Origin of the sequence: Sphingomonas abietis (assembly GCF_027625475.1) — a bacterium.
GTDB lineage: Bacteria > Pseudomonadota > Alphaproteobacteria > Sphingomonadales > Sphingomonadaceae > Solisphingomonas > Solisphingomonas abietis.
Window position 1 is genome coordinate 2,247,276 of the sequence record NZ_CP115174.1, and the last position, 13,978, is coordinate 2,261,253.

Annotated in this window: 9 protein-coding genes; 5 read left to right on the forward strand and 4 right to left on the reverse strand. The window is 62.3% G+C overall.

The features are described from left to right. Positions 1-66 precede the first annotated feature (66 nt). Together PBT88_RS10760 and PBT88_RS10765 are read right to left on the reverse strand one after the other, a co-directional pair. The gene (locus PBT88_RS10760) at positions 67-336 is read right to left on the reverse strand and encodes a DUF3253 domain-containing protein (protein ID WP_270075349.1); all 270 of its coding nucleotides are present in this window, start codon (positions 334-336) and stop codon (positions 67-69) included. After that, entirely contained in the window at positions 333-605 is a 273-nt protein-coding gene (locus PBT88_RS10765; protein ID WP_270079231.1) for a UvrB/UvrC motif-containing protein, read from the reverse strand. Before PBT88_RS10765 ends, PBT88_RS10760 begins: the two co-directional genes overlap by 4 nt. A gap of 500 nt (positions 606-1,105) precedes the next feature. Here PBT88_RS10765 and PBT88_RS10770 point away from each other — a divergent pair, with 500 nt between their 5' ends. From PBT88_RS10770 to PBT88_RS10790, 5 genes are all read left to right on the forward strand, one after another. Further along, positions 1,106-2,983 carry an alpha-amylase family glycosyl hydrolase gene (locus tag PBT88_RS10770; protein WP_407696561.1) on the forward strand — a complete coding sequence of 626 codons (1,878 nt, stop codon included), beginning with the start codon at positions 1,106-1,108 and terminating at the stop codon, positions 2,981-2,983. A gap of 28 nt (positions 2,984-3,011) precedes the next feature. Continuing rightward, a complete protein-coding gene (locus tag PBT88_RS10775) occupies positions 3,012-4,010 on the forward strand; it encodes a LacI family DNA-binding transcriptional regulator (RefSeq protein WP_270075351.1) in 999 nt (332 codons plus the stop codon). 189 nt (positions 4,011-4,199) lie between these two features. Then, positions 4,200-6,611, forward strand: coding sequence for a TIM-barrel domain-containing protein (locus tag PBT88_RS10780; protein WP_270079232.1), 2,412 nt, complete (start codon positions 4,200-4,202; stop codon positions 6,609-6,611). A gap of 235 nt (positions 6,612-6,846) precedes the next feature. Then, a complete protein-coding gene (locus PBT88_RS10785; RefSeq protein WP_270075352.1) occupies positions 6,847-9,627 on the forward strand; it encodes a TonB-dependent receptor in 2,781 nt (926 codons plus the stop codon). Between the two features lie 121 nt (positions 9,628-9,748). Next, a complete protein-coding gene (locus PBT88_RS10790) occupies positions 9,749-11,266 on the forward strand; it encodes a tryptophan halogenase family protein (protein WP_270075353.1) in 1,518 nt (505 codons plus the stop codon). Between the two features lie 6 nt (positions 11,267-11,272). On the opposite strand, the gene PBT88_RS10795 is transcribed toward PBT88_RS10790, so the two are convergent. Both PBT88_RS10795 and PBT88_RS10800 read right to left on the reverse strand, forming a co-directional pair. Continuing rightward, complete coding sequence (locus PBT88_RS10795; RefSeq protein ID WP_270075354.1) at positions 11,273-11,956, reverse strand: DUF6445 family protein; 684 nt, start codon at positions 11,954-11,956, stop codon at positions 11,273-11,275. 5 nt (positions 11,957-11,961) lie between these two features. Next, the gene (locus tag PBT88_RS10800; RefSeq protein WP_407696454.1) at positions 11,962-13,476 is read right to left on the reverse strand and encodes a tryptophan halogenase family protein; all 1,515 of its coding nucleotides are present in this window, start codon (positions 13,474-13,476) and stop codon (positions 11,962-11,964) included. Between the last annotated feature and the right edge of the window lie 502 nt (positions 13,477-13,978).

The following is a 13,978-nucleotide window of genomic DNA, read 5'->3' on the forward strand; positions in this document are numbered from 1 at the left end:
CGCTTATTGCGAGGAGCCGGATCGCAGGGCCGCCATGCCGGTCATTCGAGGTCGATCTCGACTGTCTCATAAGCTGCCGTTCGCGCGGGTAATCCGATACGGCCCGGATCGCGCCGATAGCGGCCTGCCTTTCCAGCTTAGTCCGATATCCTTCCGATTTACCAGATGATCGACCGCAGCATGGAAGATGGGCATCGCGGCGCGCCAATCCGCCTCGCCATTTGCGGACGCTTTTGCCGCTATCTTCCGTGCGACCTCGCTTGGGCATATCGTCGCGCTCGCCCCACGATCGGCAAGCAGGGTCAGCACGGTGGCACTTGCGACGTCGATCCTCATTTTGATTTTCGGCCGGACGTCATAAGATCGGGCTTGGGTGGCGGCTTCCACCCTGGCGGATGAACCGGCCGCTGCCGGCTTGTGCCAAGCCCCATGGCACCCGGCTGCTGGCGAACCAAATCCGACGTGTCGGCCTGTGCGGCCTCTGCAGCACTCGCTCCACCTCGCATCAAATTGATGCGGTCACGGAGGCGCCGCGCCTCCTCGAAATCCAGGGCGCTTGCCGCAGCATTCATCCTGCGTTGGAGATTCTCGATGGTGTCGGTCATCACCGCGCAACGCGCGACCGCGGCTTTGGGTGGCACCGCACCCTTTTCTGCCATGCCGACGATGCGACGTCGTTCCTAACCATCGACAGTCTGCGCCGCTCATGCGGATGCGAGTTCGGCGCTTCAAAAAGCGCTGGCCTTGGCAGGTTATAGAACGATGGCTCTGCGAAAACCGGGAAGCAACGTGTTCAGGCGGACATGGCGTGACCGAAGGCTCGATTGCTCGGTGCTCCGTCTCGTGAGCATCGACCATGTTCGACACCCCGTGGACGCAGCCACGGCATGCTGAATTGCCAAGAAAGAATTTATCCGGGACGATAGGCAGAGTCATCGAGCGACATCGGAAAGGCTCCCCTTGGCGCACTATCGGTGCAGGAATGACATGCGATGACGATTTGTCCCGCGCAAAAAAGACGCCGGCGCCGAGACATTGCAATCGTTTGCATTGCTGCGATAACGACAAGAAAAAAGGGGGGAGAGAGATGCGGTTCAACACGTTGATGGCTGCGCTGATATTGGCAACGGTGCCCGGCCTGGCTGTGGCTTCGCCGAGCAACTCCTCGCCTAATACCGCCACGTCCCATCTCGCCGGCCCTAATCTCGCCGCTCTGAGAGATCGCGCGCCCGAGGACGAAGTGGTCTATTTCCTGCTGCCGGACAGGTTCGCGAATGGCGATTCTGCGAATGATCGCGGCGGCGTCGCTGGCGATCGCATGCTGAACGGTTTCGATCCAAGCGATTCCGGTTTCTATCATGGTGGTGATCTCAAGGGCGCGATCGGGCGTCTCGATTACATCCAGTCTCTGGGGGCTACGGCGATCTGGATCGCGCCGATCTTCCGCAACAAGCCCGTGCAGGGATCGGGGGCACACGCTTCCGCCGCCTATCATGGCTATTGGATCACGGACTTCACCCACGTCGATCCGCATCTTGGAACCGACCAGGATTTCGCGGCCTTGGTCCAGGCTGCCCACGCGCGCGGCATGAAGGTGATCCTCGATGTCGTGATCAACCACACGGCCGATGTCATCCAGTATCGCGAATGCCCTCGACATCCCTGTCTCTATCGCAGCCGCGCCGACTTTCCCTATCAACGCCGGGGTGGCGTCGACGGCACGCCGATCAATACCGGCTTCGAGGGCGATGCGGTCGGCAGCATCGCCAATTTCGCGCGTCTGACGAGGCCGGATTACGCCTACACGCCCTATGTGCCCGCGGGCGAGGAGCATGAAAAGGCGCCCGAGTGGCTCAACGATCCCATCTATTATCACAATCGCGGCGACACGACTTTCTCGGGTGAAAGCGCGACGATGGGCGATTTCGGTGGCCTGGACGATCTTTTCACCGAAAATCCGCGCGTCATCCAGGGCTTCATCGATATCTACGGCGCCTGGATCGATCGATATGGCATCGACGGCTATCGCATCGATACGGCGCGGCATGTCGATCCCGCTTTCTGGAACGCCTTCGTACCCGCGATCCTGGCCCGCGCGAAAGCTGACGGGATCCCGAACTTCCACATCTTCGGCGAGGTCAATATCGATCGCATGGATCCGGGCTATCTTGCCCGATACACGCAGGTCGATCGGCTTCCGGCGGTGCTCGATTTCGCGTTCCGGCGCGCCGTGATCGACACGGTGGCAGACGGCAAGGGCACCGAAGAACTCGCCGAACTGTTCGCCGACGACGCGCTGTATCGCGGTGGTGAAAAGACTGCGCACCAGCTCACCACCTTCATCAGCAACCACGACAATGGTCGCTTTGCGTCGCTCGTGCTGAAAGCCCTTCCGGGAATTGCGGGGGACGAACTGATGCGCCGTGTGATCCTCGCTCATGCGATGCTCCTCACGCTACGCGGCGTTCCGGCCATCTATTATGGCGATGAGCAGGGTTTTTCCGGGGGCGAGGATCGCGCCGGTCGCGAGGACATGTTCGTGAGTGGGGTGGCCAGCTACAATGAAGAGCATCTGATCGGTAGCGGAGTTAGCGGACCAGGCGAGCATTTCGGAACGGACGGTCCCATGTTCCGGGCCATCGCGGAACTCGCACGTTTGCGCACCAGCCAAGCGGCGCTGACCAGGGGCCGCCAGATCACGCGGGCATCGCAGGATCAGCCAGGTATCTTCGCGGTATCCCGGTTCGATCCGGACAGCGATCGCGAGATCGTCATCGCATTCAACACCTCGACGGCGCCCATTCACCGCAATGTGCAGGTGAATGTGGGAAGCCGGGATTTCACGGCTCTGCACGGCGCATGCCCCGCAAAAGCGACGGCGCCGGGCAGCCTGACCATCGATCTGCCACCGCTGGGTTATATGGTTTGCGCCGCAGCACCCGCGGCACGGAACGGCTCGCGTTCCGCCGCCGGACCTGCGTAGAACAGCGGGCAAGAGAGGCGGCGCAGATATGAACAAGCCGGTTACGACCTTGGCCGACATCGCCGCGCTGGCGGGGGTGACGCCTGCGACGGTCTCGCGTGTGCTTTCGGGGCATCCACGGATCAGCGAGGCCACGCGCGGTCGGGTGATGGAGATTGCGACGCAGCATGATTTTCGTCCCAACCAGACGGCGCGCAATCTCAGGCTCGGGCGCACCCACGCGATTGCAGCCGTCGTGCCGCTGGGCCATCAGAGCGCCCAGCGTGTCTCGGACCCATTCTACACCACGCTGATCGGGCAATTGATGGACGAACTTGCCCGGCGCAACCATGCCATGCTCTTGTCAGCAGTGGCGCCATCCGATGGTGGCTGGCTTTCCGAGATCGCGCGGAGCGGTCGTGCTGACGGCATCATTGTGCTCTGTCAGTCCGACCAGGATGCGGTGCTGCGCGACGCGGCACGCACCTATCGTCCACTCGTCGTCTGGGGGGAAACCCAAGACGAGCCTTATTGCTGCGTCGGCACCGACAACCTGCTCGGTGGCAAGGCGAGCGCGCGCCATTTGCTCGAGGGCGGCAGGCGCTGCATCGCCTTCGCAGGCATGATGGATACGCCCGAACTGGTCGCGCGGTACGAGGGGTATCTCGAGGCGCATCGGGAATTTGACGTAGAGCCTGGTCCCCATATCCCCGTACCGTTCGCTTTCGAGGCGCAGGCGCGCGATCTCTATACCGCCCTGGATCGCTATCCCAGTATAGACGGCATCGTGGCCGCGTCAGACATGATTGCGATGAAGGCGCTGCACGAACTGTCGGAACGCGGCCGGAGCGTGCCGGGCGATGTCGCCGTGATCGGCTATGACGATGTCACGGTTGCCGCCCATACGGTGCCGCCGCTGACCACCATTCGCCAGGATCTTACGCTCGCGGCCTCGCTGATGGTCGATTTGCTGTTCCGTCGGATGCAGGGCGAAGACGCACCCTCGGTGCAGATTCAACCGACCGTCATCAAGCGCGAGTCGGCGTGACGGCTTGACGCGGAATTTTCGTGGCGCCACTGTGCAATCGATTGTTCAATAAAAAAACAACGTGGAGGGGTAGGGATGAGCATAGCCTTGGCTGGCCGTAAGGGGCTGGCTGCGATCCGAGCATGTTTGCTCGCGACGGCCCTGGCCATCCCTGCGATCGCTGCCGCTGCGCCCAGTTCGGACGTGACGATGGTTCCCGTGAGCGACGGCGTGGAGCTGCACCAGGGGCCGATCGTGATGAAGGTGACGGCGCTCACCAACGACATCGTTCGCGTGCGGATCGGCCGTAACGGCACGCTCCCCGAAGATGCGAGCTGGGCAGTGCCGGCGGATGTCCGTGGCGAACATGTTTCCGTGACCGCGGCGCCAGACGGTTTTGCCACTGCCGATCTCCGTGTCCGCTTCGATCCCGGCACCCTGCGGATGACGATGGTGACCGCCGACGGCCATGTCATCGTTCGCGACGCGCCGGATCCGGTGAGCTTCTCGGGTACATCCTTTACCCTGCGGCGTGAGGCACCTCAGGGCGAAAGCTATTTTGCGCTGGGCGACAAGACAGGGAGTTCGGCAGACCGGCGAGGACGTACCTTCGTCGACTGGAACACGGATGCTTTCGGTTTCTCGAGCAGCGACGATCCGATCTACAAATCGATACCGTTTTTCATCGGAGTCGGTGGAGACGGCGGCAGCTACGGTCTGTTCCTGGACAATACGTGGCGGTCTTGGTTCGACTTCGCGCATCTCGATCCCAAGACGCTCGTCATGGGCGCGCCGGACGGGCCGATCGACTATTATCTCATCGCTGGGCCTTCCACCGCGCAGGTCGTCCGTCGCTATACCGATCTGACCGGACGGACTCCGCTGCCGCCGATGTGGGCGCTGGGCTACCAGCAGTCGCGCTACAGCTACATGTCGGCGGACGAGGTGCGGCAGATTGCGCGGCGTCTGCGCGACGAGAAGATGCCGACCGACGTCATCTGGCTCGACATCGACTATCAGGATCGCAATCGTCCTTTCACGACCAACCCGACCACTTTCCCCGACCTCAAGAAACTGGTGGGCGATGTCGGAAAGGACGGCATCAGGCTCATCGCGATCACCGACCTGCACATCGCCAATCTCCCGAACCAGGGCTATGCGCCCTATGATAGCGGCACTGCCGGCAATCACTTCGTCCATCGCCCTGACGGCAGCGTCTATGTCGCGCCGGTCTGGCCAGGGCCGTCGGTGTTTCCTGACTTCACGACCGTCGCGGCGCGGCAATGGTGGGGCACGCTGTTTAAGGGACTAGCCAGCGACGGCATCGCCGGTTTCTGGAACGACATGAACGAACCGGCTGTCTTCGACACGCCCACCAAGACGATGCCGCTCGACAATGTCCACCGGATCGACGGCGACGGTTTCGCATCCCGCACGGCACCCCACACCGAAATCCACAATGTCTATGGCATGGAAAACGCCCGTGCGACGGTGGAAGGGCTGGAGACGTTGCGTCCCGACGAGCGACCGTTCGTCATGACGCGCGCCAGCTATGCCGGCGGCCAGCGCTACGGCGTCACCTGGACGGGCGATAACAGTTCGACCTGGGATCACCTGCGCCTGTCGGTGCATCAATTGCTCAATCTCGGCCTTTCCGGTTTCGCCTATAGCGGCTCCGATGTCGGCGGGTTCGCAGGTGGCCCGAGCGCCGATCTGCTCACCCGATGGTTCGAGATCGCCGCGTTTACGCCGATCTTCCGCGATCATTCCGCCAAGGATACGCCGCGTGCCGAGCCTTGGGTGGACGGGGCGGACCAGCTGGCGATCCGGCGCCGTTACGTCGAGGAGCGCTATCGTCTGCTCCCCTATATCTACGCCCTGGCCGATCAGAGCGCGCGGGTGGGCGATCCGCTGATGCGTCCGCTGTTCTACGATTATCCGAGCGCGATCCATGCCTCCTGCAATCAGGACATGACGTTCACCTTGGGCGGGAAGCTGCTGGTCGCGCCGCCCTCCAATCCCGAATCGCCCCAGCCCTATGACGTCTGCCTGCCGACCGGCGGGTGGTTCGACTATTGGACCGGGCTGCCCGTGCAGGGCGAAGCGAGCGTCAACGCCGATGCGCCGATCCAGTCTGCCACCCAAGCGGCGCTGCCGCGGCCGACGCAGGCGGAGGTGAAGATTCAGGAGGTGCCGCGGCTCGATCTGCTGCCGGTGTTCGTGCGGGCCGGTACGATCCTGCCGCGACAGCCTCTGGTGCAAAGCACGAGCGAAACGCCTGACGGCCCGCTCGAACTGGATGTCTATCCGGGCGATGGGTGCAGTGGCATGCTCTACCTCGATGACGGCCACAGCCTGGGCTATACGCGAGGTGATTTCCTGCGGCAGGAAGTTCGCTGCACCGTGACCCCGGACGGCGTTTCGCTACACTTTCTCGCCCGTGAAGGGCGCTACGCTCCGTGGTGGCACGCCATAGCGGTGACCCTGCATGGCTGGAAGGGGGGTGCCCATGTCATGGCCAATGGGAAGCAGGTCGCTGCCGAGACGAAATCCGGTGATCAATTGAGCTTCACAGTACCGGATAGCGAGAATGACAGCATTGTCACGGTGAACCGGCACTGAGCCATGTAACGGGCGTGGCTCGGGCCGTTGCACGAAGCACACATATCGAGATTTTTCTGCAAGGCCTCTTGCAAGGCCAAATTCGCCCAAGTAATCGATTGCACAACCATAAAGCGCGTAGAGCGCAATCGAGTTGGGGGAGAATGCGATGATCGACGCGTCCTGGGGTTCCCGTGTGTTCACGGGCCGTGGCAAGACTTTTCTGAAATCGGGTACGGCTATCCTCGCGGTTGCGATGGCGATCCCGGCTTTCGCGCAAAACGCCCAGCCGGCTCCGGAAAGCGGTACGGTCGCCATCGGCACGCCGGATGCGCCGGCAGCCGTGAGCGAAATCGTGGTGACCGGCTATGCGCGCTCGATCCAGCACGCGAACTCGATCAAGAAAGATTCTGTCAATATCATCGAGGCGATCTCGGCCGAAGACATCGGTAAGTTGCCGGACGTCTCGATCGCCGACTCGCTGTCGCGGCTGACCGGCGTTGCCGTGCAGGAAGCCGCCGGCCGCGCCAAATATATCTCCATCCGCGGCTTCGGGCCGGACTATACGACGACGACGCTCAACGGCCGCATGATTGCGACGGTCGATGATAATCGCCGGTTCGATTATGGCCAGTTCCCGGGCGATCTGTTCCAGCAGATCGAGGTCATCAAGACGCCCTCCGCCGATCTGCTGAACTTCGGCCTCGCTGGTACGGTCAATCTCCAGACCTATGATCCGCTGACCCAGAAGAACACGGTCGCGATCAACGCCCAGGGAGAGGTCGGTAAATATGGCTCGCTGAACCCCGACGGCACGAACAAGGGCTACAAGGTCTCCGCGATTCTGATGCACAAGTTTGCCGACGACACGCTGGGCGTCTCGCTCGGTTTCTCGGCGATCCAGGATCCGACACAGGATTATCACTGGGCGACCGGCGGTGGCAGCGGCAATTATTATGGCCCGACCAACCCGGATGCCGCGGGCAATATCGGCCCCGACGACATCCAGAATTATGTGAACACCAACACGCTCTACCGTCAGTCCGCCTTTGGCCATGTCGTGTGGAAGCCGAATGATCGCTTCGAGATGTCGGTGGACGGCCTCTACACGCAGAGCAAGATCAACGAGCTCTCGCGTGGCTGGGAAATGCCGCTGGCGAGCTGGAGCAAGGACACGCAGGTTCCGAACACGGAAACCTCGTCGGGCGGCTATGTCCAGTCCGAGCAGTGGATGGTCGATCCGGTGCTTCGCAACGACTATAATACGTCGCGCGCCAAGACGTTCGAGGTCGGCGCGAATATCAAATATGCGGTCACGGACAGCATCAAGCTGATGGTCGATGGCAGCTATTCGCACGCCAAGCGCCATGACAACACCTACGAGATCTACAGCGGCACGACGGATGGCGGCCTCGCGCTGGCGACGATCACGCGCAAGAATGACGGCACCTACGGGGTCGACATTTCGGGCAAGGATCTCGCCGATCCCGCCCAGGTGTCGCTCACCGATCCGCAGGGCTGGAACCAGGTTGGTTTCAACAACGTGCCTGACCTGAAGGACACGATGAAGCAGCTTCGGGCGGAGCTGAAGGGAGAGATTCACTCGGGTTTCTTCAAAAGCTGGCAGATCGGCGCCAATTATAGCGACGAGAAGAAGATCTCGAACTATTCGGGCTATTATATCTGCCTGCCCGGCGCGGCATCGGTGGCCGGCTGCGGAACCAATGACGGCGGTCAGGTCACCTACGTCACCATTCCCAGCTCCATCATCAAGGGCACCGTCGAACCTTATGCTGTGACGGGCACCCAGTTGATCGCGATCGATCCGGTTGCCGCGCAGGATCTCCTGCGGACCTCCGAGCAATCGGAGGCGAGCAACGTCGCGCGCGACTGGACGGTGCGCGAGAAGATCGTGACCGGCTATCTGCAGGCCAATTATGATACCGATCTGAGCGGCAAGCGCGTTTCGGGCAATATCGGTTTGCAGATCGTCCACACCGATCAGACATCGGTGGGCTATGGCGCGATCGACGCGACCAATGTCGCCGTCCAGCGCGGGGGTGACAGCTACACCGATTTCCTGCCCAGCGTGAACATGAACATCGAGATGGCGCATAACTTGCTGCTCCGCCTCGGCGCCAGCCGCACCCTGGCTCGCGCAACGATGGATGACGAGAATGCGTCTTATTCGGTGAGCTCCTGCGGCACGCAGGGATGCACCACCGTTCCGACGATCAACGGGAAGATTCCGGTCCTTCAGGCGCAGGGTGGCAACCCGGTGCTGCGGCCTTATTTCTCGAACAATGTCGATATCTCGCTCGAGAAGTATTTCGCGCATGATACCGGAAAGGTCTCGGCTGCGGTCTATTTCAAGGATATCAGCAACTTCACGACGCAGAACCTCAATCTGAACAGCGGCAACGTCAATAATGGCGGCCCCACGAGCAACACCACCGGGACGCAGGATTGCTCGGCATTTTCGGGCCTGCTGACGACGCCGCTCACACCCCAGCAGACATTGTCCTGCTACTCGACCGCGCCGACGAACGACGGCAAGGGCTATGTCTTCGGCTATGAGCTGAGCGCGACGTTCCCGCTCAAGACGCTTCTGCCGGCTCTGGATGGGTTCAGCGTCATTGGTCAGTACGCCCATACGGAAAGCGAGATCAAATTCAGCAACGGTTCGCGAATTACCTTGCCGGGCCTGTCCAAGAGCATCGTGCAGGCGCAGATCTTCTTCGAGAAGTGGGGTTTCAACGCGCGCGCGTCGCTGACCCATCGCTCGTCCTATCTCGGCGACTATCAGCTGTTCAACGCGCAGGTGACGGCCAACCTGACCAAGCCACAGACGACGCTGGATGCCCAAGTCGGCTATGATTTCCATTCGGGTGTGCTGAATGGTCTGTCGATCTACGTGCAGGGCCACAACCTGACGAACGCGAAGTCGGTCTCCTACGTCAACAACGACCCGAAGGAGGTCAACATCCGCGACCAATATGGTCCGACCTATCTGGCGGGGGCGACCTTCCGCTTTTGATCTCGGGCGAATTTTCAATGGCGGTCCGTCGTCACGGCGGGCCGCCACTTGTTTTTGCTCGGCGGGCCCCATTCCTGCAAGATAGGATGATGTTGAAGCGCCGGCCGGGCAGGAGATGGCAATGCGCGGAGATCGCGAAGTGAACGAAGGGCCGTTCCGCATCCTCATCGTCGGCGGGGGCACGGCGGGCTGGATGTCGGCCGCGATCATGGCCCGGCTTCTGCCCAAGCAGCATTATTCCATCACGTTGATCGAATCCGAGGAGATTGGGACGGTCGGGGTCGGCGAGGCGACCATCCCGCAGATCCAGCTGGTCAACGCCGTGCTTGGCATCGACGAAGACGATTTCATGCGGGCAACGCAGGGCACGTTCAAGCTCGGGATCGAATTCGTCGGCTGGGGAATCGCGGACAGCCGCTATATTCACGCCTTCGGCAACACCGGGCGGCCGATCGGGCGCACGCCCTTTCAGCATTTCTGGCTGCGCGGGCGAACGCTTGGCGAGCTTGCCACACTCGATAGCTACTGCCTCAATGCGGCTGCCGCCTATGCGGGCAAGTTTACGCGCGGCACGGATACACGATCCAAGACGCTGGGCGGCCTCGTCCATGCCTTTCATTTCGACGCGGGCTCTTATGCCCGCTTCCTCCGCCACTATGCGGAGCGCCACGGCGTTCGCCGCCTCGAGGGCCGGATCACGCATGCGACACGCGATGGCGACAGCGGCGACGTCGCGAGCGTCGCTTTGGGCGATGGCAGCCGCCAAGCGGCCGATCTGTATCTGGACTGTTCGGGTTTCCGAGGGCTCCTCATCGAGGAAGCGCTGCACACCGGCTATGAGGAGTGGACGCGCTGGCTGCCGTGCGATCGCGCGCTGGTGGTGCAGAGCGCAGGGGGCGCCGACATCACCCCCTATACCCGGGCAACGGCCAAGCAGGCCGGTTGGCAGTGGCGCATTCCGCTCCAGAACCGGATCGGTAATGGCCATGTCTATTGCTCGGGCGCCCTGGATGAGGACGAGGCCAGCTCTGTTTTGCTCGATGGCCTGGACAGCGCACCGTTGGGCGATCCGCGATCGCTCCGTTTCACCACCGGGCGCCGCAAGGCCTTCTGGAATCGCAATGTCGTCGCGCTCGGGCTCGCTGCGGGGTTCATGGAGCCGCTGGAATCGACCAGTATCCACCTCGTCCAGTCCGCCATCGAACGGATCCTGAAATTCCTTCCGAACGGCCCGATCCGCCCGGCCGATGTGGAGGCCTATAATGCCCAGACCATCTTCGAATGGGAGCGAGTGCGAGACTTCATCATCCTGCACTATCATGCCAATGCGCGGCCCGAGCCTTTCTGGCAGCAATGTGCGGCGATGCCGGTGCCGGACAGCCTGACCGCGAAGATCGATCTGTTCCGCGCCAATGGCCGCATCGAGCGCTTCCACGAGGAGCTTTTTTCCGAGGCCGGCTGGTTGCAGGTGATGGTGGGGCAGGGGATCGCGCCGCTGGGCTACGACCCGTTCGCCGATGGCCCAAGCGATGTCGAACTCCGCGAATTCCTGGCGCTTCTACGGCAGACGGTGAGCAGGAGCGTGGCGACCATGCCTGCCCATGCCGCATTTCTCGCCGAGCATTGTCGCGCTGCCTGAGAGCGCCTAGCTGCGCCCCATCAGAAAGGTATTGACGGTCAAGCGCGCCAACCGGGGATCAGGCGTGAAATCGAGATCGCCGGGCAGATCGGCACAATGGAGCAGATGGCCGCGATAGATCAGCGCGCGGTTCGGATGCGCCGCATAATGCCCTATCCGCTCGAACAGGGGCGTATTGCCCGAGATATAGGCGGGGCTTGGCAGGCCGTGCCGGGCCACGTCGCGATGAAGCGCCGCGTCATAATCGGCATGGCGGTCGGCCGAGATCGTTTCATAGCCGGTGCTTCGATGCCGGTAGAAAGCGGTGCCGCCCTTGTCGGCGCCGTCCAGATAATGCAGCAGCGCGATGCGCTCCGCTTCCCAACCGTCGAAATGCGGCAGGCGCTGGATCGGGGTGAGGTCCGCCGGCCGGGTCGTGACGATCGAATAGCCGGCTGAGATGATCTCGGGCGTGCGTGAATAGCCGAAGACATGGGAGATCAGGTCTTGCACGGGAGCGAGATAGGCCTCGATATCATGTGCCGGGACTTCGGCGCGGAGGCCGGGATAATGGCGACCCATCGGTCGATAATCCAAGGCTTCGGCCGCGGTGCGCATCCGATCGGGTTCGGGCACGAAATCGTCGATAATGATGATCGGCTGCCGTTCGCGGCCGATATGTTCGATTCGGATCGTGGGGGCGGTCGTCATGCGGATCAAGCGGGCTGCGCGCTGCCGACGAGACGACGGAGATAGTCCTCATGCGTCGGGAAGGTCTGTGCCGCGGCCTGCATCAATTCGCGCAACTTGCGTAACTGGGTCGGCGCATCGACGCCCGGTCGCGCGTCCGCAAGCCGATCGTAAGCGCGCGGGATCACGCCTTGTCCCAGATAGACCGCGAGCCAGCTCGGATTGCGGAACAACTCGTCATGGGGCGAGACCAAGCGGGCATCGGCGACGAAATGCTTGATCTTGTAGGCCAGTTCGTCCGGGATCGGGGCGTCGGCACATGCCTGCCAGAAGGGTTCCGGGCGCGAGTTCGCGTGATAATGCAGGATCAGGAAATCCCGGATCCGCTCCCACTCGGCGGCCGTGGCCCGATTGAACTCCTCGGCATGGAGCGGGGCGTGATGGCGATCGGGTAGCAGGCGCAGCAGGCGTTCGACGCCCATCTGGATCAGATGCAGGCTGGTCGATTCCAGCGGTTCCATGAATCCCGCCGAGAGCCCCAGGCTCACGCAATTATGGCTCCACGCCTGCCTGCGCCGGCCCGTCGTGAAGCGGAGCATGCGGGGCTCGGCCAACGGCTCGCCCTCGACATGACGCCGCAACACGGCCTGGGCCTCGTCGTCGCTGATGAAGCGTGAGCAATAGACCAGGCCATTGCCCTGACGATGCTGCAACGGAATGCGCCACTGCCAGCCCGCGCCGTGCGCCGTCGCCCGCGTATAGGGCGTAAGCGGCCCGTTATTGGCGCTCGGCATCGCGACCGCGCGATCGCAGGGCAACCAATGCGTCCAGTCTTCATAGGCGATGCCCAGCGCACCGCCGACCAGCAGCCCGGCAAAGCCCGAGCAGTCGACGAAGAAGTCGGCGGCGATCGCCCGTCCGTCGGCAAGCGACACTTGCGCGATATTGCCGTCGAGCGGATCCTGCGCGATCCCGGTTACGCGGCCTTCGTGGCGCACGACCCCACGGGCCTCCGCATGGCGGCGCATCAGCCGCGCATAGAGTCCCGCGTCGAAATGATAGGCATAAGCATGCGTCGACCGCACGTCGCGCATGTTGTCGAGCGGCGGTCCGAAACGATTTTCCTGCGCGAGCGCCTTGCACATCGAGTAATCGTCAAAGCGGGTGGTATCGCCCCGCAAATGCTCGCGGACCCAATAATGGTGCAGTCCCACACGATCGAAGTCGGCACCATGGGTGCCGAACGGGTGGAAATATCGATCCTGCGCCGTTCCCCAGCCGACGAACTCGATGCCGAGCTTGAACGTCGCCTTGGTCGCGGAAACGAACTCGGCTTCGTCGATGCCGAGGCTTGCGTTGAACGATTTGATCGGCGGGATCGTCGCCTCGCCGACGCCGACCGTGCCGATTTCGTCCGACTCCACGAGCGAAATCGCAATGGCCCCGTTGGTCGCATGGGCCAGCGCGGCCGCGGTCATCCACCCCGCAGATCCTCCGCCGATGATCGCGATGGAGCGAAGAGCGTCAGGGCGGTGCGTCATCTTGGTAATCCGCAAAATTCTGATGAGGGGAGGGATCGGAACACACTGATCGCTCTGTGGAATCGAGTGTAAATGTGGCCTCTGTCAGAGGCAAGCCGACGCACGCGACCCTGCCTGGAACGGCGAGCGCGCGATGGCCGATTTTCGCGTCGGCAACCAGATATATGAGCTGCTGTCATGTCCGCTCGCTCTGAGCTTCTGCCGGCTGGGTGGGCACCGGAACAGGATGATTTGATTTTGGCGACGATACAGCCTCGTCTTATTCGAGGGACGGTGCATGGGATAGGACATTGCCGTTTTGTTCGCCTATCGAGTGATGGGCTAGGTTGCGGGGGATGCCAGTGAGTGATTGACCGGTGACCTTTCCCCAGAGACGCTGGTCTGAAAACGTCCAAAGCCGGTCGATTAAACGTCAGCCGATCAAGCACGACCAGCCACCTGAACCCAAAGGCAGCTTCTCCACGGAGCCTGCCCGGAAGCTGCCTGTCGCACCAGCGTCCGG

What these genes read in the sequence shown, in the direction of transcription:
- PBT88_RS10760 (WP_270075349.1), bottom strand. Translation starts at nt 336, where the DNA reads ATGAGGATCGACGTCGCAAGTGCCACCGTGCTGACCCTGCTTGCCGAT.
- PBT88_RS10765 (WP_270079231.1), bottom strand. Translation starts at nt 605, where the DNA reads ATGACCGACACCATCGAGAATCTCCAACGCAGGATGAATGCTGCGGCA.
- PBT88_RS10770 (WP_407696561.1), top strand. Translation starts at nt 1,106, where the DNA reads ATGGCTGCGCTGATATTGGCAACGGTGCCCGGCCTGGCTGTGGCTTCG.
- PBT88_RS10775 (WP_270075351.1), top strand. Translation starts at nt 3,012, where the DNA reads ATGAACAAGCCGGTTACGACCTTGGCCGACATCGCCGCGCTGGCGGGG.
- PBT88_RS10780 (WP_270079232.1), top strand. Translation starts at nt 4,200, where the DNA reads ATGGTTCCCGTGAGCGACGGCGTGGAGCTGCACCAGGGGCCGATCGTG.
- PBT88_RS10785 (WP_270075352.1), top strand. Translation starts at nt 6,847, where the DNA reads ATGGCGATCCCGGCTTTCGCGCAAAACGCCCAGCCGGCTCCGGAAAGC.
- PBT88_RS10790 (WP_270075353.1), top strand. Translation starts at nt 9,749, where the DNA reads ATGCGCGGAGATCGCGAAGTGAACGAAGGGCCGTTCCGCATCCTCATC.
- PBT88_RS10795 (WP_270075354.1), bottom strand. Translation starts at nt 11,956, where the DNA reads ATGACGACCGCCCCCACGATCCGAATCGAACATATCGGCCGCGAACGG.
- PBT88_RS10800 (WP_407696454.1), bottom strand. Translation starts at nt 13,476, where the DNA reads ATGACGCACCGCCCTGACGCTCTTCGCTCCATCGCGATCATCGGCGGA.